The sequence below is a fragment of the Candidatus Phyllobacterium onerii genome (assembly GCF_028331445.1).
GTDB classification, from domain to species: domain Bacteria; phylum Pseudomonadota; class Alphaproteobacteria; order Rhizobiales; family Rhizobiaceae; genus Phyllobacterium; species Phyllobacterium onerii.
The window spans coordinates 23,530-45,058 of the sequence record NZ_JAQMHX010000002.1; the positions used below are offsets into that span (position 1 = coordinate 23,530).

The following is a 21,529-nucleotide window of genomic DNA, read 5'->3' on the forward strand; positions in this document are numbered from 1 at the left end:
TTACCGCGGGCTTAGGTTCCGGTTTAAGCGCACCGGCCAGTGCTTTGACTGTATGTTACCGTAAGATACTCCCCAAATATGCTTGGATCTGCGATAGTCGTTGTGTCTCTCCGCTGCTCATGGAAAGGAGCCCTGTTCGATGGACGTTCGCCTGATGGCGGCCAAACTGCGCTTTCCTTCCCGAAGTCGGGCGATCGAGGAGCGGGCCGCCCGGGACGAAGAGTTTCGTGATCTTTGCACGGACTTCCGTGATGCACAGGCGGCACAGCTGCACTGGGAGCGGTCGACGGAACCGGAGCGCGATGAACGCAGCGCCGAATACCTGGCCTTGGTGGATGACCTGGCGAGGGAGATCGCAAGCGCTCTCGATAAGGCTAAAATCATTCCCTTCCATAAGCGCTGGCCAAAACCGCTCCGGTAGATCTTCCGGACCGTCTGCCAGAAAGAAACCGCTTACGCGTCCCCGGCCACGTAAAATACAGTAGTTTACATGACTTCGATGCCCTGACGTGCAAGTGATTATATCGGTGGAGCAGTAAGTGTTTCCGCAACGCTGACAGGGCGGCGTGCCGGTCATTAAATTTTGGCCGGACATGGCTGGCGCTGACGATTGGTGATCGCGCGCGGCAACAATATCGAAGGGATGAGAAAATGGCCGATACACTGCATCCGGCAGCAATCGAACATCTCCCGGGCTTCGTCACGGGACCAGGCGAAAGCGATTGGTTGTTCACCGCCGTCGCCGTGTTCCTTTTGGCCGCCGTTCTCATGATCGGAAATTTTTACTTTCAGGTTCATGCCCTGCCGGAACAAATGGCGCATCGGACCAAGAAAGTGCAAATGGAGATCGTCGCCGTCCTGGCGCTGATTTCCCTCTTCACGCACAACCACATCTTCTGGATTGCCGGCCTGTTGCTGGCATTTATCGATCTGCCGGATTTCTCCACGCCGATGAGTTCGATGGCCCAGTCGCTTGAAAGGCTGTCGGGACGAACCCCTGCCGTTGAGGATCCGGTGGTCGTCACGCTGTTGCCTAAACCTAAGCCGGATACTGTCGGTGGGGGCATCTGATCGATGTTCGAGCTTCTTCTCTGTTCCCTGCTCACGGTGTTCCCGGATTATCTCTATCGCCGCTACGCCCAGGGGAAGCGGATAGGACGCGAGATCACTCTTTTCACGGTTTGGTATGAATTGCGCTGGGGCATCACTGCGTGCTTGCTGCTGACGGTCTCGTTGATCACGCTGGTGTTTTACTACCACCCCTCGACCAAGAATGTGACCGCGATATTCCGCACCGTTACCATTCTGCCCGAGACTGTCGGCCGTGTTGCCGAAGTGTTCGTCGGCGTGAATTCCAAGGTCCGAACAGGCGACCCTCTCTTCAGGCTCGACAGTTCCGAACAGGAGGCAGCGCACGAAACGGCCCAGCGCCAAATCGACGAAACTGTTGCCGAGACCGCCGTGGCACAAACCGAACTGGCCGCAGCGGACGGGCTTATCCAACAGGCGCAAGGCGCATACCAGCAGGCGCTGGACGAACTCGCAACCAGGCAGGAGCTCTTGCGGCGCAATGCGGACGTCTCGGTTCGGGAGGTTGAGCGCTTGCAGATCACCGCCGACGGCCGGAAGGGTACGCGCGACGCCGCCGTCGCCAACAAACGGACCATCGAGACCAAGCTTTCTTCTCTACTTCCCGCCCAGAAGGCGAGTGCGGAAGCAGCTCTCAAACAAGCACAGGTCGAGCTCGACAAAACCCTCGTTCGCGCCGGCGTCGCGGGAACCGTCCAACAGTTCACGCTCCGACGCGGCGATGTCGTCAACACAATGATACGCCCCGCAGGAATCCTTGTCCCCGAAGGAGCCGGACGGGCAAGGCTGGTTGCCGGCTTCGGCCAGATCGAGGCGCAGGTGATGAAAAAAGGCATGATTGCGGAGGCCACGTGTATTGGGATGCCGTTCACCATCATTCCCATGGTCGTGACCGAAGTCCAGGACGTCATTGCGGCGGGGCAACTGCGGCCAACGGACCAGCTGCTCGATGTGGGGCAGATTGTGCAAGGAGGATCGCTCACCGTCTTCCTCGAACCTCTTTTCCCGGGTCAGCTGGACGGGTTGCCCCCAGGCAGCAGCTGCATCGCCAACGCGTACACCAACAACCATGACGCGCTCGCCGCGCAGGATATCGGCACGTCGCGCTGGGTTTTCCTGCACGTCGTCGACACCGTCGCGATCGTGCATGCGATGATCCTTCGGATGCAGGCGATAATGCTGCCGGTCCAGACGCTCGTACTCGGCGGCCACTAACACTGGTCGATATTGGAAGTCAGGAGAGCACGTCTCGTACGCAAGTTGGCCCTTATGGGATGAATGCGCATCGCTGCAATCATTCGCCCTCGACCGCTTCTCCATGGCGGACGCGGGCTGTCTACTGGCCCGAATGTCACTGCGAGCTATGTAGTGTCACCTGTAACATACCCGATGTTACAGGTTTTTCGGTTCCACAGCGCGTAGGGTAAATCAGGATTGGCGATCGCGTTCCTGATCGAAAGAAGCGTTATCAATGCGTATCCAAGGGAGTGCGGATCGGGTGGATATCCGACGCACGTGTGATAACCACGGGAGGGCAGAATTCGATGACTATCAAAGCTTGGAAATCTATACGATCCACTGCCACCGTCCTTACATCGGCCGCGCTGACGCTGATCATAGCGTCCGGGACATTCCCAGGCGCTTCGGCCGGCGAGGCCGACGCCAAGATGATACTTAAGGCGATGTCCGATTATGTGGCGGAGCAAAAGGCCATTTCATTCGCCTACGACACCAATTTCGAGGTCGTCACCAAGGACCACCAGAAGCTGCTGCTGGCAAGCTCGGGCAAAGTGGAAATAGGCCGCCCCGACAAGTTTCGCGCCACGCGTTCCGGAGGTTTTGCCAATGTCGAGACGACGTTCGACGGCAAAACCCTGACGATGCTTGCCAAAGAGGACAACATGTACGCTCAGGCCAACGTCCCCGGCACGGTCGACCATCTCATCGACGAACTGCGAAACAAATATCAAAGGCCCGTCCCCGGCGCTGATCTCCTGCTCACCAATGTCTACGACGAACTGATGCGTGACGTGGTCGACGTGAAGGATCTCGGCAGCGGCGTAATCGGCGGCACTGAATGCGACCATCTGGCGTTCCGGGCAAAAGAAGTCGACTGGCAGATATGGATCGCCCAAGGCGAGCACCCCTATCCCTGTCGATACGTCATCACTTCCACGAAAGTTGATCAGGGACCGCAGTACAGTATCCAGATCAGCGACTGGAAGACGGGCACGGATGTCGTTGCGGAGGATTTCAGCTTCAAGAACGCGACGGATGCCAAGCAAGTGGACGACCCGAAGAAACTCGTCGATATCGATGAGCTTCCGGATCAATTCGCCGTAGGAGGCACAAAATGAACGTTCCAAGGAAACTGAAAATCTTTGTGCTGACCGCCACCGTCGGGTTGTTCGGCCTGGAAGCCGGAACGGAACTTTCAATCCCGGGTGTGTCCAGTTTTGTAACGACCGCCGAGGCCAGGGTTGGCCGGCCACTCACGCCCGTCAGCGTCGCAGGCGCTGCACGGCGTACGGCAAGGCGATGCGCCGCTGGGGTCTATAACTGTTAGGCCAACGGGCCACGACAAGCACCGCGCCAAAAACTTGAAACATGTCGGCGTTCCTGACGCAATTGCCGTTGTCGCGTCGTTCAAATCACAGCAACAGGAGGAAACCATGCATTTATTCGCTCGGACTGCCTTAGCAGTTGCAGCCCTCACCGTTCCATGTACAGCCGCGGAAACCGTCACAAAATATGGCTCGGCGGCCGGTTGGGACATCTATGTCAAAAGTAGCACAGGTCCGGGCTGCATGATCATGCGGGACAATGCCGACGGCGCAACACAGGTGCAGATAGGCATCGACGCAACAGCCGCCCCGCGCGGCTATCTGGCGCTCTATTCCAAGAAACCGACAAAGATCACCCCCGGCAAAAAGATCCCCGTCGTGTTCGACGTCGATGGCGAAAAGTACACAGGTGTGGCCAAGGGACAGGGAATGGAGGGATACGAAGGCGCATTCGTTCCCTTCAACAATCTCGATTTCATCTATGATCTTGCCAAGAAAAAAGCGCTGACGATCACCTCGAAGGGACACAGAACCGTCGTGGTCGACCTGAGAGGAACCGACAATGCGTTCAAGGCATTGCGCGAATGTCAGGCAGCTCAGAAGTAATCGGTGACGGGTTGTATCGCCGGCCCGTGAACGGAATGTCAGGCAATTCAAGCTAGCCAGAACGGTGGGGTGCGTTGAAACTTGCGCCATCGGTCGCAAAGCCTGTCTGCTTCGGCAAGCTCGCTCGGTGCACATCGGGTTGGCCGTACTTTTGCGGACGACCGACATCAATTTGCGCGACGTCGCTGTATCGTTAGCTTCACCCAACCCGTCCTGCAGCCGCGACGGTAGTTTGAGATATTTATGGTGGTGCCGCTGCAGATTCTCGACGTTTCGATCGCTCGTACTGCGGCTGCAAGATCACTGCACCTTTCCTTATATTGCGCTTTCGTCAAAAAAGGACGTAGAATACTGTAGAATACAGGGACTGGTAAGTGTGCCGGGGTTGCTGTATTCGGGGGAGAACGACGTGGAGGACGTTGTTCAAGACGGGGCATCGGCACCCACACATGCCGATATGCTTGAGCAACTTGACCGTATCCGGTCGAGCAGTGAATTTGACGTCCCCGAACGTGCCCGGCAATTTTTCGCCTACGTTGTTGGCGAGACCGTTGACGGTCGCGCAAACCGAATAAAGGCCTATTCGATCGCAGTCGAGGTTTACGGCAGAAGCAGTTCGTTTGACCCACAGATCGATCCGGTGGTCCGTATCCAGGCCGGGCTGATCCGGCGGGGACTGGAGCACTACTATCTTGTTGCGGGTCAGAACGACCCCATCGTCGTGACGATGCCCAAAGGCGGCTATGTTCCAGTCTTTTCACAACGAACTGAGACACCTCCTTCTGCCCAAGGTTTTGCGGCGACGTATTCAAAGCAACTCACGGCTGCTTGGAGAGGACCACCACCTTGGATGGGGATCATCCTCGTTGTAGCGGCATTGATGGGTCTGGCCCTCTACGCAGGAGGCTTGTACCGCTATGGAGACGGTTTCGGCATCGCCGGCAGGCAGGCGGCGAGCCCCGACGTTCCAAGATTGGTGATCGAACCCTTCGAGGACCTTTCAGGCACTCCCGATTCGGCGGTCATTGCACAAGGTCTGACGGACGAAGTTATTGGTCAGCTGGCAAAATTCAAGGAGATCGTGGTGGTCGCCGGCACAGGTATCATGTTGGCCACAGGCGATTCCGAAGCGCTCTTTGCCCTGGAAGGGCGCGTCCGTCTTCACGGCGACAAGCTCCGGCTGAACGCGCGCCTCCTCGATCGAAACAGCGGATCGGTAGTCTGGACAAATAATTACGACAGCATCGTCCAGGTTCAGAATCTGCTTCAACTCGAGGCCGACATAGCTCAAGCGGTGGCGACAGCGCTGGCCCAACCCTACGGAGTAATTTTCCAGACCGATGCTGCCGATCTTGCACAGTCACCGCCTGATGATCTGGAGGCATATAAATGTACGCTGGCGTACTACCGCTACCGCTCCAACCTCAACCCCGCAACGCATGCGACCGTTCAGAGTTGCCTGCAGCGGGCAGTCCAACGTTTCCCCAACTATGCGACAGCATGGGCCCTGCTTTCCTTGACCTATCTCGACGAGCTTCGCTTTCGATACCGTTTGAATTCGACGATCCCTTCGCTTGACGTTGCAACCGACGCGGCAAGGCGGGCCGTGGAACTTGACCCACAAAACGTGCGGGCGCTGCAGGCCGAAATGCTCAGTCACTATTTCCGCGGCGAAATTACAGCGGCATTGGAAGTCGGCGCACGAGCTTATTCGATCAACCCCAATGACACCGAGCTGGCGGGTGAGTATGGATTCAGGCTTGCCTTGTCAGGACAATGGAAGCCGGGATGCAAACTGATCGCTTCGGCTGTGTCCCGCAATCCGCAGCCGTCGGGGTATTTCGAGTCTGCGCTTGCTGTCTGCGCTTATATCGACAAGGACTACATAACTGCCGAGAGATGGGCGAGACTGGCGGACGTTCGTGCCAACCCGATTTATCACCTCATACTGACGGCAATTCTCGGGCAGCTCGGCAAAACCGAGGAGGCACGCAGCGAACGGCAATGGCTCGCAGTCCACGCACCCACCTTCGTCGACAATATTCGCCATGAAGTCGCCGTCCGGGTCATTCGCCGCGAGGATCAGTTGCATTTGCTCGACGGGTTCAAGAAAGCGGGGCTTTCCATCCCCGACGAGTGACCCACCTGGCCGTGCGAGCCTGCGCAGCCACACGTACCTTCGTCCTGCACTCTATGTATATTACACGATGTTACGGGTTCTCCCCGGCAGTGCAGACTATACTTTTCCAGTTGAAACTTGACGCGGTCTTGCTGCCAATGAGCAGTCGGATCAGCAGCGTTTCGTGGAGCACTGATGATGATAGTCGCCGCAAGCCAGAGGAGCCTGAGGGGACATCGAGCCAGTTGGCTACCGAGTGATATATCGGCCGCGATAAGAACCCAAATCCCAGACGCCGGGAGGATAATGTCATGAACAATCAAAACAACACGTTGCGCGAAGGGGATCCGGTCCAACATGTCGAGCACAAGAAGCTTGGCAAGGACCGCTACAACAAGCAAATGAAAAAGCTTCAGATCGAGCTCGCGCATTTGCAGGCGTGGGTGAAGAAATCCGGCGCACGGGTCATCATCCTGTTCGAGGGCCGCGATGCAGCCGGGAAAGGCGGCATGATCAAACGGATCACGGAGCGGGTAAGCCCGCGCGTGTTCCGCGTCATTGCGCTTCCTTCGCCAAGCGACCGGGAGAAATCGCAGATCTTCATGCAGCGCTACGTTCAACATTTTCCCGCGGCGGGCGAGATCGTCATCTTCGACAGGAGTTGGTACAACCGGGCAGGTGTTGAGCGAGTCATGGGATTCAGTTCTGACAAGGCGGCCCGACGCTTTCTTGAACTAACCCCGCTCTTTGAGTCAGCGATTGTTGAAAGCGGCATCATATTGCTCAAATATTTCCTGACCGTCGGCGAAGAAGAGCAGGAGCGCCGGTTCCGCCGTCGCATCGACGATCCCTTGCGCCAATGGAAACTCAGTCCGATGGATGTCACGTCGTATCAACGCTGGTGGGACTATTCACGCGCTTACGACGAAATGCTGAGGATGACGGACAGCCGCGATGCTCCGTGGTGGCTTGTGCCATCCGACGACAAGGAGCGCGCGCGCATCAACTGCATTTCGCACATCCTCAAGTCGATCCCTTACGAACGGGTCAAGTTTGACGCGCCGAATCTCGGCAAGCGGCAAAAGCGGCCCAACGACTATATCGCGCCAGAGGCTACCCCCGCCGTGGTCCCCGACGTGCTTTGAAGACGATATCCGTCAAACAACGTCATTCACGAAAGGATCAAGCAGATGCCAGAGAAAAAAGAACATCTAGATATGAACGCGATGCCTCCAAGCGCAGAGGAAATTCGCAAGGAAGTCATACGGCGTGCAAGGGAGGAAGACGAAAAGCAGGCGAAAGCAAAGGCAGTACAGGAGAAGAAGGCTACCGACTTCGCCGAAGATTTCCTCAAGAACCATGTCAGCGAGGCAGACGTTCTGGCGGTTCGCCGGCTTGTGGCAAATGCTGTCCAGGCCGGGAAATTCGAGGCCATGGTCTATAGCTTCTCATCGGATCTTTGTTCGGACAGCGGTCGCGCAATAAACAGCGGCAGCAAAGACTGGCCGGAGACGCTGCAAGGCAAGGCAAAGGAGTTTTATGAACGCTATCAGCAATTTGCCAAGCCGCAGGGTTTCAAGCTCAAGGCAATGGTCATCAGCTTCCCCAACGGAATGCCCGGCGATGTCGGCTTTTTCCTGAACTGGGGTTCGGATCGTGTTTGAGGTTGGCGCCGGATAAATCTGGGGGAAGGAGCCCGCCATGAGGGTATGGGCTTTGTTAATGGTTAGCTTCGCCGCGCAGCCAGTCCATGAGATAACCGCTGCAGACCTAATAGGTGCGGAACAACGCTTTGCGACAGGGTACATATTCGGAGCCATCGAATATCAAATAGGCATACCAGTTAACGACAATTTCGCCGACCGCCGTAAAGAAATCCGGAAGTGTTTGCTCGACGGCAAATTCATGTCGGACGCCCTCTATGCCAAGGTGATCACTTCATTCAAAGTCATCCCGCAACACTCCCAAAGAGCGCGGTCGGAGCGATAATGCAGGCAGTGAACGATCTTTGCCCAGAAGCCGGGAGGTAAGAAATGCTGACGGCGGCGCATACGAAGAAGGTCAAGGGTGAGAGTTCCAATAAAACGGTCCGTTCGGATGCATTCCCGGCGGGCAGAATTTCTACAAAGAGCCTGCTCATTCGAATAATCGCTTTGACCCTCCTCCTCGTCGCGAGTTTCGGCAACCTTGCGCTCGCAGAAGAGCCGACTTTCGCCAAACTTCAGGCAATGTGCAGAGACAGGCAAGATGAGCTGGACCACGGTTTTTGCATCGGGTTCGTTGAAGCTATCGCGGTGCGTATAGCCAACGAGAACAAACATTGTCAACTTCTTCAGAAGTACATTGACAGCCCCAACGCAAATCTGGCGTTTCCCGAGTTGATCGTCGATCTCGACCCGCAGGAATATTCCGGTAGCGCCCTCAAATCCGTGGAAAAATTTTTGCTCAACAGGGGGTGCAATTAAGTGGTCCGAGATTTGAAGATACTCGTTTGAATGTCCGTATTGCGCAGATACTAACGAATCGGCACGGTTCCAATTGACGGATTGGAGGGGCAGTTTTACCGAACCTGTGTGCTGGTTCGGTAGCTGCATCCACGGACGAACAGGAGCGTTGCGCAATGCCACCCCACGGCACGGACAATCCATCTCGCCATACTGACCAGGGTCTGCGGCCCGACCTGGTGGCGGGGCTCACGGCGGCGGCGGTTGTGCTGCCCAAAGCCATGGCCTATGCGACGGTTGCTGGCCTGCCAGTCAGCGTAGGGCTTTACACTGCCTTTGTTCCGATGATCGTCTATGCCCTTTTGGGTACGTCACGGGTCCTGAGCACCAGCTCAACTACGACCCTGGCGATACTTACCGCCGCAGAGCTGGGTATGGCGGTGCCGGACGGAGACCCCGCAAAGCTGATCACTGCGACTGCGACCCTGACCGCCCTGACCGGAGCCCTGCTTGTTCTGGCTTCCGTGTTACGTCTCGGGTTCGTGGCAAACCTGATTTCAACGCCGGTACTGACCGGCTTCAAGGCGGGCATCGGTCTTGTGATTATACTTGATCAAGTGCCGAAGCTTTTCGGCATCCACATAACGAAAGAGGGCTTTCTCCGCGACGTGCTTAGCCTCGTCCAGCATCTTCCCGAGAGTTCCCTCCTCACGCTAGCGCTCGGGGCCACGGCGCTGGTCATGCTCCTGATTACGGAGCGCATCTGGCCACACTCGCCGGCACCGCTGGTGGTGGTCGCCGCAGGCATCGCCGTTTCCTGGTTCGGCGGTCTGAGCGGTGCCGGTGTGGCAACGGTCGGCCTCATTCCCCAGGCTTTGCCCTCCATAACGCTGCCAACCCCGGACCTCGTTATTATGCTGCTTCCCGGGGCCATCGGCATAGCGCTAATGAGCTTTACAGAGACGATCGCCGCCGGCAGGGCCTTTGCTGTCCGTTCGGATCCGCCGATCAGGGCGAACCGGGAACTTCTCGCCGTCGGCGCGGCCAACCTGTCTGGCGCTTTCTTCGGAGCCATGCCGGCCGGCGGCGGGACATCGCAGACGGCGGTGGTGCGCTCCGTCGGAGGGCGGACGCAGAAGGCATCTCTCGTCACGGCTGCTGCCTCTGCGGCAACCATGCTGGCTCTGGCCCCGCTGTTGGGGCTTCTGCCGCAGGCGGTGCTCGCGGCGATCGTGATCGTGTATTCAATTGGACTGATACAGCCGCTCGAATTCCTATCGATCCGCAAGGTGCGAACAATGGAGTTCCGATGGGCGCTCGCGGCATTCCTCGGCGTGCTCGCTTTCGGTACGCTTCAGGGCATCATCGTTGCGATCGTGCTGTCGCTGATTGGCCTCTCCAGTCAGGCGGCGCGACCGCGCATCCACGTGATCGGCCGCAAACGGGGGGAAGACCTGCTGCGCCCAATATCGCTAGAGCACCCGGATGACGAAACCTTCGAAGGTCTTCTGATCGTGCGTCCCGAAGGAAGGCTATTCTTCGCCAACGCCCAGCAGGTCGGCGACCGGATCCGGGAACTCGTTACCAAAGACAAACCAGGCGTCCTGATGCTCGACTTCAGCCGGGTCTTCGATATCGAATACTCTGCGCTGCAAATGATGATCGATGGCGAACGTCGCTTTGCGGAAGAAGGAGTCGCGATATGGCTGGCCGGCCTCAATCCGGATGTGCTTGACTACGTCCGAAGGTCCGGCTTCGCCAACCATGTCGGTAACGATCGTATGTTTCCCACCGCCGAAGCCGGCCTTCTGCGATATCTCACTTCCTCCCGGCCCATTTCCGGCGATGATTGATGCTCGGACTGCTCGCATGCATTGCAAGGCGGAGGCGAAAGAAAGGAAAACAGAAAAAATGCCGGCCCAGCGATCGCGCCTATGTTATTTTCCGGCGCATGACGCCAGTTGAGCTTGACCCGGTGCAAACTATCGCGGGCTGCGTCAGTTTAACAGATTTTCTGGGAGGAAGAGGCCGTGGAACACGGCTTGGGATTAAGGATGCCTGATAATGAGGTGACGCCATGAGAGAACGCAAGGAGTCTTATGTTCCGTATCATGTCCGATACGAAATAAAGCCGCCCAAGGAGGACGGCCCCTATCTTCGGCGCGGCGCTGAATGTGCGGACGCGATCGAGGAGATGTTCAAGGATCAGATTGCCCTTCCTTTCAACCACCTCACCTACATCCGGGTGCATGAGAAGGCCAGGGAAGCCGGTTGGCAGGATCAGGAGATCCGTAAGGCCATCCTCTTTTGGACCGACCAGATGATGCTTAGCCAGGTAGCAGGATCTGACGGCGAGGTCATCGACTATCTGGACGAGTTCTGGCGCTGAAAAATGAGACCAGAACTGGATTTCTGATTGTCCCACCGGCTAGCACAATCGCCAGGTGGTCGTGCTTCGCCCCAACTGGGCGGCATGGATCTACCTGACGAAGTCCGAGACAGAACTGCTGCGGCCGCTCCCAGAAGGTCGCTGACCGTGGAGACCGTGCGGCCGGAAACGGACTGATCTTAACGCGCCCTACCCGACTTTCGACCGAGCCCCATGGTCTTGGCCAGACGGGAGCGAGCCTCGGCGTAGTTCGGGGCGACCATCGGATAGGAAGGATCAAGACTCCATCTCTTGCGGTATTCTTCCGGCGTGAGATCAAAGGAATTCTTCAAGTGCCGCTTCAGCGATTTGAACTTCTTGCCGTCTTCGAGACAAATTATGTAATCGGGTGTAACCGACTTTTTGCGGTTCACTGCAGGTACGGGGCTCGGCGAGGCAATTGCCGTCTCTTTGTTTCCAATCGCTGCCCTCGATAAAGCAGCATGCACGGTGTTGAGCAACATCGGCAAATCCGCGGCAGGTATTGCGTTATTGCGGACGTAAGCCGCCACCAACTTGGCCGTCAGATCGACCAGCTTGCCCTTGTTCGACGCGGTATCGACTTCTTGGATAGTGATCAATCAATCCCCACAAATCAAATATCTAAATCTATTGGTATGATCTTGAACACCAGTTGTTCTAATAATACAAATGCGGCAAACAGGAAATGGTATCGGGTGGTTGCCGATTGAATGGTCACCAATGGAACAATGCATAAGGAGACTGGCCGAGGACAAGGACGGCAAACCCACATCACAATGACCCCGCTGATGTGCCGCCGTTACATCGACGGAGCCACGCCATCCAATACCGATAGCCAGACTTATCGGGCATCCGTCAGCGTGTTATCGTTGAAAGAGTGTGGGAACGCCGCCGGAGGTTGAAATGGAAGCAAGAACTGCCACACCTAAACATCTCAGCCACGTTTTTGATCATCTCGCCGACCGATTGAGCCATGAGTATGCGACCGCTGGTGAAACCGAAAACAAAGCGAAAGAAAATCTGCTGATGGACCTTCGCGAAGGACGCGGGCACGCCTTGATGGATGGCGACGAGACCTTGGCGGTAATTACTTGGCATGACGAAGGCGGCATCGCGAACACGTCATTTGCAGCGAATGAAGAATTCTTCACTGCGAAGACTGTCCGCTTCTGCAAGCGCCACATCAAGAAAATCCAAAAGCTTTGCGGCAACGTCCCCATCCGGTCTATGAGCCAGAGTGATCGCCCTGACGTTGAACGATGGTTTGCTTTGATCGGTTTTGAAAAGGTCGAGCAGCACGAAAATAGCGCTACGTTCGAGTTGCCTTCCAACCGAGCTTAGTTCTTCCTTTGCCTTTAATCCTGTCCGTCATCAAATATCAAGCCGCATTCGACCCGAACCCCATCGCCGGCCTCCTAACGAAACTTAATTTGCTTAGAGGTCTTCATTTGCATTTGTGCAACATCCAGACGCACAAACACGTATTTGGCAGCTAATTGACCATCTCAGGCATTTGGTAGGTGCCGGTTAGAACTGCGTCGCTCGGTTGATACATGCGCAGTATGACGTAGAAATCGCCCTTTTGGCGAACGACGCGCGATGATGTCCGCCGGGTGGTCAGCCTCTGCGATTCGCCAAAGTGAAGGTGGTAACCGATCGGCGCGTCAGCCGCCGGCACGCGTTCAACCAAGACTGCGCTTGTGCCGAGGCCAAAGCAACGTTGTCATGAAGATCGCATAGGCGATGGCTACCAGTATATAGGTTATCACGAGCCCCAAGGCGGCGCGCGTGCTGGCCGCGACGTCGAATTGGGACAGCAGTGACACGATTATTATCGGAATGACGATCGCGTAGCCAGCCCTTCGCGTGTCAGACAGGCAACCACCGCGATCAGCAGTATGGCGGTGTTGGCCGCAGCGTAGCGTGCCGCACGCGGATACGTCGTTTTCCTCGCGGCCTGAAGAGCGGAACTGCCTCTGTCTGGAATCAAGGCATGGGCCCCCCACATCAAAAGCATTCCGGTCACCACACCCTGAACCAGGATCATAAGAATGGTGTCGCCGAGGTCTTCGTTCAGAATTGTGGAGCGGCACCATAACCGCAATGACCAGCACCAGAAAAGATTGTGAGGCCGCCCTTACCGTTGGCCTGGTAGTAGAAACATCCAAAGTAAATCAGTCCCAGCAGGAGCAAGAGAACGGGCGGCCTGTCGCCGGTCAGAACCGTTATAAATTGCAAATATGCTCCTACGACAAGAATTTGCACTATGACTGCCAACGCCTTTTGCAACGGCATGGGGCGGGAACTCGAGATCAGAAACTGTGCCGCAAACAATGGCCCAAGGAAGGGGATGATAGCCCCCGAATAGACCGACCAGGAAAAGCCGACCGCAACGGCAAGCGCTATGCGCAGACCCTTGCGCTTTACATTGACGCGGTCCTCCTCGTGCCAAAGAAGCGTATCAGCTGACATAGGTCAGGACCGAAAGAATCCGGATCCAGATGCTGCCGAGCGCATTGGTGACCGGATGGTCTCCGGTGTAGATGAAACATTGGCCTGCGAACCGTATCGCACGCCCTTGGGCCGCCCTTCGTCGAGAACCAGGCGGATGGGAAAGCTCTGCGGTGCTCGCACCCATCCAGTGTCCGTGGAAATCTTCGGCAGGCGTGTCGCGGGGTCGACACTTCCCTGGGCCACCCCCATCCCGATGCCTTCAACCGTGGCGGCGAAAATCTTACCCGGGAGAACATCGAAAAGCACCTCAGCACGGTCGCCCGCGGCAACGATCTCGAGGCTGTTTTCCTTGAACGCAGCCGTGATCCAGATCGTGCCAGTATCGATGAAGGTCATTGCACTCTCCCCAGCGCTGAGCATACCTCCGACGGAGAGCTGGAGATTGGTGACGACGCCTTCCGCCGGGGCTGAAACCGCCGTGCGCAGCAGATCAAGCTGGGCTTTTTCAAGCGCCGCGAGCGCCTCCTGCAATTGCGGATTGTCTTTTCCTGCGGGTCCAAGCTCCTCCCGGGCTCGCGCGAGGTCGGCTTCGGCTGCATCCACACCGGCATCTGCCTGATCCAGCGCCGCCGCGGCCTCATCATGTTTCGCCTGGGCGTAGATACCGCGCTTGACAAGTTCCCCGGCGCGAGTGGCTTGATCCTGCACATTGACCCGGACTGCCTTCGACTCCAACACCTTGGCCTGGGCGACATCGACGGCCGCGGTCGAAGCGCCGATCGTCTGACCTACCCCCGCCAGGCGTGCTTCCGCCTCTGCCACTGCAATCCGGTAGTGTTCCGGATCCAGCCGAAACAGCATCTGGCCGGGCGTTCACGGCACTGTTGTCAGTACGCCAACTTCAATAAACCGCCCGGTAACCTCGGGCGCTACGCCAACGACATAGCCACTGACGGTCGCCTGCGAGGAAGAAGGCATGCGCCGCTCCATGAAAACCGTCACGACGAACAGAAGTAACGCCACCACGAGCACGGTAATTGCGACCGTGCGCTGCGGGTTTTGCTCTTTCAGAGGCGCGCCCATAGTATTTGGAGCATCATCACGAGGGCCCCAGCTGCATCCGACGCCATGTCGTTTGCCCCCAAGATCACGCGGCCGTCGCGTTGGAACGGCAATTTAGTCCTAAGCTGCCGCCATCGCAACGGGCACCGATGCGATGGCGGCCAAGGAACCCGCCCACATGACTGCGCCGGGCTGAGGCTGCATTGGGCCTCTCAATGGCTTGTTCAATGCGCGTCTGCCTTGCGGAAAGGCCGAAACAGGTAAATAGTTGGTTGGAGGACCGAGCTATCTGAAATCCAGATTGCCTCGGAAGGGGGCAGCAAAATGCAGCCGAACGTCACAATCCCTGAGCGTGCGCCGTCGCTTTTGAGAATGCTCGATTCAGTGCTTCAGATCGGCCTCGTGGGCCTGCTAATCTTTGCCTGTAGCCGCATCATATTGCCGTTTACCGGCATCTTGCTCTGGTCGGTGATCCTCGCGGTCATGCTCTATCCGCTGCACCGACGCTTGGTCGCCCGGGTCGGAAATCGCTGGTCGGCGACGTTGATCGGGCTGGTCAGCGTTGCGCTGATGCTGGTCCCGTTGGTCATGGTGGTGACGTCGCTCGCGACTTCCACACTGGAGTTGGTCTCGGGCTTGCAGGACAGCAGGCTGACGGTGCCTGCGCCGCCGCTATGGCTTGCCGACCTGCCGCTGGTCGGCCAGAAATTGACCGACACATGGGTGCTTGTCGAGACAAACATGCCGGCGGCGCTTGCCAAGTACAGCAAAATGCTCGGTGGAGCTGCATCATGGCTGGCGTCGTTCGCGGGCGGTTTGGCCGCCGGTCAGCTGTCGTTCGTACTTTCGTTCGCAGTCGCTGCCGTGCTCATCGCCTATGGCGAAGGCTGCACCGAGTTTGCCAGTCGCCTGTTGGAACGTATCACCGGCAGTAATGCGCAAGGCCCCCGACTGGTTGCGATGACTGCCGCTACAATCCGAGGTGTGGCGGTCGGCGTCGTCGGCGTAGCGGTCATCCAGTCGTTGCTGATCGGGATAGGCTTTTTCGCTATAGGTCTTTCGTCAGCTAGCATCTTGACGCTCGTGGTGCTGTTGTTTGCCATCGTGCAGGTGCCGGCGTTGCTGCTAACACTACCTGTCATCGCCTATGTTCTTGCGACGGAAGCGACCACGCCGGCGATCATCTTTTCAATCTGGACCGTTATTGCCGGCCTCAGCGACAACCTCCTCAAGCCACTGATGCTCGGCCGCGGACTTGAAGTTCCGATGCCGATCATTCTCATTGGTGTGATTGGCGGCATGATCGCCGACGGTCTTCTCGGCCTGTTTGTGGGCCCGGTTCTCCTGGCCGTTGGCTACGTCCTGCTTATGGAGTGGCTCCGGTACAAACCCGTTGAGGGCGGGCCGCCGACGGAAGGTCCGCCATGATCGTGGTTATTGCTCTCGGCTTGCTGGTCATGTTGGCATGCCTTGCATTTCAGGTGCTGGCATCGGTGATCGCCGCGCGTTACTTTGCCCGGACCTCCCGACAACCGTTCGGTGCTAAGCCGCTGCGTGGGATTTTCGTTCAATTCTCGATTCTGATGCTGGTGCTAATGATCGGCAACATCGTCCAGGTTGTGTTTTGGGCGTTGCTGTACAGACTGCTCGGTGCATTTGCGGACTTTGAAACGGCCATGTATTTTTCGGGCGTGACCTTCACTTCGCTCGGCTATGGTGACGTTTTGCTGCAAGGCCGAATGCGGCTGCTCGGGCCGCTCCAGGCTGCCAACGGTCTGATGATGTTCGGGGTCACCACGGCACTCTTCATCTCCGTTATCCAGCAGGTCACCGCCAAATGGATCGCCGTTCAGTCAGGCCGAACGTAGAACGTTTATCGAACGATCCTGGTGTCGATTTCAAGCCAGCATCGGGATCCAGAATGACCGCTCGGGGCGACCTGCGGGTTCAAGCGACACGTGATGTGCGCTTCAGTTGATCGCGCGTTCGTTATCAGGTCATCTTGATACCGAACTTGCCCTCCCATGAATCGGCGTCGCCAGCAAAGCTGGTTTCATAGTTGGCGTTGCCATATATGGTCGTGGCCTCGGCGACCGGCATGGCCGCGCCGATTCCGAGCTTGCCCCAGTAAAAGCTTCAATGAGAATGCGGCATCAACTAAAAGTGGGGAATGACCAGCTCGACGCGGCATGGGCCGCTCAACTGTTCAATGGATCTGTTCTATGGCTTTGCAGAAATGACTTCGTCGAAAACGTTTCGCCATTTCTTCCCCTCATCGAGGACGATTTTTGAATCGATCACGCTGAGCTTGAGATTCTCTGGCAAAGGAAACAGCGATATGTTTGTCGGAGTGAAGCCGCGCTTCGCCAAGATCGATTGAGCATCGGTCAGTTCAAACTCATAAAAAAGGAGCGCCGCATGCGGATGGGTCGAGTGACGTGAAACCCCGATGCCATTGACGCGAGCCGGAATGGGCGCAATCCCGAACCATTCTATCGGGGCGCCGTCCTGTTTCAGTTGCTGCGCTTTGTACTGGTAGACGGTCATTGACATAGGCACTTCGCCGGACGCTGTAAGATTGGTCAGCAAAGTATGACCCTTGCGTACCGAAAGACCATTGGTGGCGGCAAGTTTCTTGAAGAAATCGATCCCCTCGGCTTCCGAAGGAAAGTTTTTCACCACGGCAGCGAGCCAGTCGAAGTCCTCGGCCTCAATGCCCAGCTTGCCCTTGAATGCAGGGTTCAGGAAATCGGTCCACGTCTTCGGTACATCGGCCGCCTGCACCAGATTGGTATTGTACGCTGACGTGATGACGTTGAGCCGCGTTCCGATCCAGCTTCGATGCTCGAAGAGGGCGGAGGGTAATATCTGGTTGAACGTCGGTGAGGAGACCGGCTGCAATATGTTCTCGCGCGTCAAGGCCTCGAGCTCCGGGCCATTGGTTTCGAGGATATCGGCGGTATAACGACCCGCGCGGGTCTCCGCGACGCCGCGCTGAAGAACGTCTTCGGAACTGCCGCGCCAGACCTCGACCTTTACACCGTATTTCTCGGTGAAAGCGCTGGTGAGCGCTGTCATGTCATCGACGGGCGCGGACGTGTAGATGGTCAGCGTGCCTTCCTGTTTCGCGCCGTCGATCAGTTTTTGCATGCGATCCGCACCGTCGTATGCGGCAAGCTCCGCGATGCTGGTCTGCGCCACGACGGGCGTTGTGACCAGAAGCAACGTCAGTAACGTTGTGGCGAATCCCAACAGTATCTGACGCCGGGATATCGTTTGGCCCTCACAAGAATGCTTTTTCATGATTGTTCCTCCCTATTGGTTTTCTGAGTCTTCTGTCGTGGGTGTCTACCTCGGCGGCAAATCCGCAAGCTCGGTCTCGTAGGCAGATTCCATTCGTGGCGACAGGCCGTTTTTAGCCAGCGATTCGGCAAACATCGTCCGCACCAATTCGCTCTCGTCGGCATAGTCGATCTGATCCCCGCCAAGACGCCGGCTGATCCATGCTTTTGGAACACCTTGCGCATTGCGTATGGAAACCACCTCGTGCTTGAAAGCGAGGTAGCGCGCCGGTGTCTTGCCCGTGTTGAAATGCTGATGGAACCACATGTTCGGCGGAACGATCAGCGTGCCCACCTCCCATTCGTAGCGCCTCGGTTCCTCGCCCTCCGGCCACATCAAGGAGTAGCCTTCACCACTGAGAATGATGACATACGCACCGGGGCCATGGGCATGCCCCTTCTTGTAGGTCCCGACCGGAAACTGCGAAATGTGGCTGTTCATCGAGCCCTTCGCCATATTGAAGCGGATGTGACCGCCCCCGGCGCCGCGTTCCTTGGCACTGATCAATGGCAGGCTCACTGCATCCGCAACGAAGTTAGTTTCGAGCAGCAGACCCTTTTGCTCGCCCTTGTTACTGAAATAATTCGGTTCGCCAGAGAAACGATTGGGAAAGTCGTGTTTTGAATTGAAGACGAAATCGAGGTCTTCATAGAGATTGATGATAGGAGGCGCATTCGTAACGCCAATGTAGCGCGCAGGCTGCTGACCCGAACCGTTGAAATGTTGGTGCAGCGTATTGAGAGGAATGGCAAAGAGCGAGCCTGCCTGCCACTCGAAGCTGATGGTTTTGCCGGCGTCGTTCCATACGGTGGTCGATCCACGTCCCTCAAGCACGAGGATCATTTCCTCGTAAAGCTGGCGATGCGGCGCAAGTGATTTGCCCGCAGGGATCTCCATCACATAGCTGTCGTTGGAGGTGCGCGATGCATCATGATTGACGAAGACGGCGTTGCCGCCACGTCGCGCCCAGGGCTTCAGGGGTACAGTCCTGAGATTTCGTACGTAGAGCGCAGGGATGATATCAAGCCCCTCATCTCTTATCCAGCGCGTATAAGGCGTTTCCTTTTCGGTGGCGAACTTGTTTGCCATGTCCTCGGAAACGAGCGCGTCTTTCGCCATCTGGCTTTCCTTTCTTGATGGTACTGCAGGGGTCTACCGGCTTTCTTTCGTTGCCACGTCCGTCCGCAATTCGGATGGCGTGCTGTGAGAATGGCCGTGATGGTGATCGTGATTGGAGTCATGATCATGATGGTCAGAACCATGATGGTGATGATGCGTCGCATGCGAATGGGAATGGGGGGGACTGACCACCCTTTCGCGGTGGTGCAGGCGCTGAGGCTTGCCCGGATTTGAGGCACTTTCATTGAACACAAGGGATTTCACCGTCACTGGCACCGTCCTCGATGGGAGCCGGAGACGGCCAAGATCGACAAAATCGAAATCCCGTAATGCAAGGCCGTCCAGCACGAGAACTTCGCCAGGCACACCAAGTTCCTCTTTGAGGATCGCACCGAGCGTCATGGCAATGTCACCATCGAGCATCACAAATAACGGTTGACCCGCATCGATCAGTACACGAAGGCCGGTTTCGACGGCCTCTGCGAAGGCGCGGATACGCGCATATTCAGGTGTACCGCCCCATTCGAAGGCGAGCGCAACGTTGGGGCTGGTAGCAACGACATCGAACAGTTGAAGATGCCGCTGGATCGTCTGCCCGATCCCGACCGCATCGATTTCTTTGGAGAGATCGACGGGCGGACGCAGGACCTGAAGGTTCCGCTGCGGCAAGAGAGTGCCGGGGTCCGACAAGAAACAGGTGTTACCGCTGAGCTGGATGCTATATTCGGAAGCGCCGAGCGCGGTAGCGCGAATGCACTCGCCCGCCTCAACAAGCGGCCAGGGTATCGCGCCGTTGTCCAGCCGATAACGCAAGGCTAGGCCAAGCCGAGAGCCGAGATCGCCGAAATCCCGTGTTTCCCGGCCATAGACGAATTCGCCAACACCTCCAGAGAAAACTACCCCGTCGAGGTCGCCGAGTTCCGGCAGGCGATCCGTAAGAAAGAGATGAGTCACATCCTCGCCCGGGTCCCGACTGACAATGGCTGCGGTCAGCGTATCAGCCATGATGGACGCGACGCGATCGAGATCACCGACGTCGATCCGGTCACCCTCTGACCAATCGAAGCCTGCCCGCTGTGCGTGGTGCCGGCCCGCCGGATCGAGCCGTATGATCCGCCCGCCCTCATCCACGACCTGAAGACGACCACCGACGTGATAGGCCGCCGTCGCCAAGATCTGGCCATGATCCACCAGCGCGAGCTTTGTCGTGCCGCCGCCAATGTCGATATTAAGGAGCCGCGTCCCTTGGTCGAAACTGCGCCGCGCGGCACCAGATCCATAGGCGGCGAGCATCGCTTCCATATGATGGCCGGCCGCGGCACAAACGAACTGGCCACCCTGTGCTGCCAGGATCGAAGCGATCGCATTGGCATTCTCTCGGCGAAGTGCTTCTCCCGTTAGGATGACTGCGCCAGTGTCGATGGCATCTGGAGAAAGTCTCGCGGCGGCATAGGCGTCGTCGATAATTTCTCCCAACGCCCGGGCATCGATCAGCGCTTCGCTTTCGTAGGGTGTAAACCGTACCGGGGACTGGTAGAGTGTTTCGCGCGAAACGATGATGTACCGGCTCGTCAGGTCTTCACCACTGCGTCGAAGATGAATCTTCGAAAAAATCACCTGTGTTCCGGACGAACCAATGTCGATGCCCACGCTTGCCAGAAAAACATTGTCCTGAATCCAGATGGGATTGCTCGAAAGCGGCTCGGGCGGACCGTAGTCATCGTGATCGTGATCGGCATCGGGTCCGTGTTCATGTGCGAGTGTGTCGTCATACAGGTGATCGTTCAGGGTGTGTCCGCCCTCAGCGCCTTGTTTGTCGCGGTCGATCATCGGTTCTCCTCCCAAAGCTACCCGGAAACACCTCGCCGACCCCCGGCTTCCGCCGGCCAGTCGCCACGCCTCCGCCGTACGCGAAAGCTTCAACCTTCGTTCCTGTGGATCGACTGCTTCGACGAACCCGCGAGCGGTTTCCTCGTCCTCCGGCTCGATGTATGTTCCTCTATATGGAACGTCGGTCCACATCTAGAAACGTATTTTCGTTTTGAGGTTCTGTCAACGTCCTGAACGCTACTATCTATATTTTGGGGAACGGTCGTCGCGCGCCGTCGCGGGGATGGCGTTGTCATTTTGGGAAATGTAGTTGAGGACAAATGTCCAATCCTGATTTGAGGGCGGCCTGCTGGACTCGATCAACAGGATGGTGACATTGGAGATATATGGAGCTGGCACCCGTATGGCAGGACTCTTGGATATGAGTTGGGCATACGCATGGCTTTGGCGCGCGGAGTGACAACCGCGTCTTTGAGGCACCGACGGTGAT

At 57.2% G+C, this 21,529-nt stretch carries 21 protein-coding genes and 1 pseudogene; 14 read left to right on the forward strand and 8 right to left on the reverse strand.

All coding sequences use genetic code 11. The annotated features are described in order from the left end of the window. The first annotated feature begins 139 nt into the window (after window positions 1-139). From PHA01_RS05705 to PHA01_RS05745, 9 genes are all read left to right on the forward strand, one after another. Window positions 140-421, forward strand: a complete 282-nt coding sequence (locus PHA01_RS05705) for a hypothetical protein (protein ID WP_271893964.1) — start codon at window positions 140-142, stop codon at window positions 419-421. Window positions 422-651: 230 nt separating this feature from the next. After that, the gene (locus PHA01_RS05710) at window positions 652-1,071 is read left to right on the forward strand and encodes a hypothetical protein (protein WP_271893965.1); all 420 of its coding nucleotides are present in this window, start codon (window positions 652-654) and stop codon (window positions 1,069-1,071) included. 3 nt (window positions 1,072-1,074) lie between these two features. Next, a complete protein-coding gene (locus tag PHA01_RS05715; protein WP_271893966.1) occupies window positions 1,075-2,304 on the forward strand; it encodes an HlyD family secretion protein in 1,230 nt (409 codons plus the stop codon). A 329-nt stretch (window positions 2,305-2,633) separates the two neighbouring features. Continuing rightward, window positions 2,634-3,446, forward strand: a complete 813-nt coding sequence (locus tag PHA01_RS05720) for a DUF2092 domain-containing protein (protein WP_271893967.1) — start codon at window positions 2,634-2,636, stop codon at window positions 3,444-3,446. Beyond that, complete coding sequence (locus PHA01_RS05725; protein WP_271893968.1) at window positions 3,443-3,655, forward strand: hypothetical protein; 213 nt, start codon at window positions 3,443-3,445, stop codon at window positions 3,653-3,655. Before PHA01_RS05720 ends, PHA01_RS05725 begins: the two co-directional genes overlap by 4 nt. Before the next feature lie 106 nt (window positions 3,656-3,761). Continuing rightward, window positions 3,762-4,259: a hypothetical protein gene (locus PHA01_RS05730; protein ID WP_271893969.1), complete on the forward strand. Its 498-nt coding sequence runs from the start codon at window positions 3,762-3,764 to the stop codon at window positions 4,257-4,259. A gap of 457 nt (window positions 4,260-4,716) precedes the next feature. Further along, window positions 4,717-6,399 carry a hypothetical protein gene (locus PHA01_RS05735; RefSeq protein ID WP_271894415.1) on the forward strand — a complete coding sequence of 561 codons (1,683 nt, stop codon included), beginning with the start codon at window positions 4,717-4,719 and terminating at the stop codon, window positions 6,397-6,399. A 290-nt stretch (window positions 6,400-6,689) separates the two neighbouring features. Next, complete coding sequence (ppk2, locus tag PHA01_RS05740; RefSeq protein ID WP_271893970.1) at window positions 6,690-7,523, forward strand: polyphosphate kinase 2; 834 nt, start codon at window positions 6,690-6,692, stop codon at window positions 7,521-7,523. A gap of 45 nt (window positions 7,524-7,568) precedes the next feature. Then, window positions 7,569-8,042, forward strand: coding sequence for a histidine kinase (locus PHA01_RS05745; protein WP_271893971.1), 474 nt, complete (start codon window positions 7,569-7,571; stop codon window positions 8,040-8,042). A 255-nt stretch (window positions 8,043-8,297) separates the two neighbouring features. Here the strand turns inward: PHA01_RS05745 and PHA01_RS05750 are convergent, their stop codons facing one another. Continuing rightward, complete coding sequence (locus PHA01_RS05750; protein WP_271893972.1) at window positions 8,298-9,005, reverse strand: hypothetical protein; 708 nt, start codon at window positions 9,003-9,005, stop codon at window positions 8,298-8,300. Here PHA01_RS05750 and PHA01_RS05755 point away from each other — a divergent pair. Together PHA01_RS05755 and PHA01_RS05760 are read left to right on the forward strand one after the other, a co-directional pair. Beyond that, entirely contained in the window at window positions 8,999-10,675 is a 1,677-nt protein-coding gene (locus PHA01_RS05755) for a SulP family inorganic anion transporter (protein ID WP_271893973.1), read from the forward strand. The two genes, PHA01_RS05750 and PHA01_RS05755, sit on opposite strands and share 7 nt — an antisense overlap. Before the next feature lie 224 nt (window positions 10,676-10,899). After that, window positions 10,900-11,211 carry a hypothetical protein gene (locus tag PHA01_RS05760; RefSeq protein WP_271893974.1) on the forward strand — a complete coding sequence of 104 codons (312 nt, stop codon included), beginning with the start codon at window positions 10,900-10,902 and terminating at the stop codon, window positions 11,209-11,211. Between the two features lie 179 nt (window positions 11,212-11,390). Here the strand turns inward: PHA01_RS05760 and PHA01_RS05770 are convergent, their stop codons facing one another. Next, window positions 11,391-11,822, reverse strand: a complete 432-nt coding sequence (locus PHA01_RS05770; RefSeq protein WP_271894417.1) for a Ros/MucR family transcriptional regulator — start codon at window positions 11,820-11,822, stop codon at window positions 11,391-11,393. A 289-nt stretch (window positions 11,823-12,111) separates the two neighbouring features. Here PHA01_RS05770 and PHA01_RS05775 point away from each other — a divergent pair, with 289 nt between their 5' ends. Then, window positions 12,112-12,573 (forward strand): hypothetical protein, encoded by a 462-nt coding sequence (locus tag PHA01_RS05775; protein WP_271893975.1) that lies wholly within the window; start codon window positions 12,112-12,114, stop codon window positions 12,571-12,573. Between the two features lie 341 nt (window positions 12,574-12,914). Here the strand turns inward: PHA01_RS05775 and PHA01_RS05780 are convergent, their stop codons facing one another. The 3 genes and pseudogenes from PHA01_RS05780 to PHA01_RS05790 form a co-directional block, all read right to left on the reverse strand. Beyond that, entirely contained in the window at window positions 12,915-13,058 is a 144-nt protein-coding gene (locus tag PHA01_RS05780; protein WP_271893977.1) for a hypothetical protein, read from the reverse strand. A 247-nt stretch (window positions 13,059-13,305) separates the two neighbouring features. Further along, window positions 13,306-13,704 (reverse strand): DUF2955 domain-containing protein, encoded by a 399-nt coding sequence (locus PHA01_RS05785; protein WP_271893978.1) that lies wholly within the window; start codon window positions 13,702-13,704, stop codon window positions 13,306-13,308. Beyond that, a pseudogene (locus PHA01_RS05790) lies at window positions 13,694-14,769 on the reverse strand (HlyD family secretion protein). Before PHA01_RS05790 ends, PHA01_RS05785 begins: the two are co-directional and overlap by 11 nt. A gap of 303 nt (window positions 14,770-15,072) precedes the next feature. Here PHA01_RS05790 and PHA01_RS05800 point away from each other — a divergent pair. Beyond that, entirely contained in the window at window positions 15,073-16,176 is a 1,104-nt protein-coding gene (locus PHA01_RS05800; RefSeq protein WP_271893981.1) for an AI-2E family transporter, read from the forward strand. After that, on the forward strand, window positions 16,173-16,616 hold the full coding sequence (locus PHA01_RS05805) for an ion channel (RefSeq protein WP_271893982.1): 444 nt from the start codon (window positions 16,173-16,175) through the stop codon (window positions 16,614-16,616). Before PHA01_RS05800 ends, PHA01_RS05805 begins: the two co-directional genes overlap by 4 nt. A gap of 352 nt (window positions 16,617-16,968) precedes the next feature. Here PHA01_RS05805 and PHA01_RS05810 read toward each other — a convergent pair whose 3' ends face one another. Genes PHA01_RS05810 through PHA01_RS05820 form a run of 3 tightly spaced genes read right to left on the reverse strand, consistent with a single transcriptional unit; the run spans window position 16,969 to window position 21,039 of the window. After that, window positions 16,969-18,051 (reverse strand): ABC transporter substrate-binding protein, encoded by a 1,083-nt coding sequence (locus PHA01_RS05810; RefSeq protein ID WP_271893984.1) that lies wholly within the window; start codon window positions 18,049-18,051, stop codon window positions 16,969-16,971. A gap of 45 nt (window positions 18,052-18,096) precedes the next feature. Then, entirely contained in the window at window positions 18,097-19,209 is a 1,113-nt protein-coding gene (locus PHA01_RS05815; RefSeq protein WP_224509968.1) for a cupin domain-containing protein, read from the reverse strand. A 33-nt stretch (window positions 19,210-19,242) separates the two neighbouring features. After that, entirely contained in the window at window positions 19,243-21,039 is a 1,797-nt protein-coding gene (locus PHA01_RS05820; protein WP_271893986.1) for an ethanolamine ammonia-lyase reactivating factor EutA, read from the reverse strand. Between the last annotated feature and the right edge of the window lie 490 nt (window positions 21,040-21,529).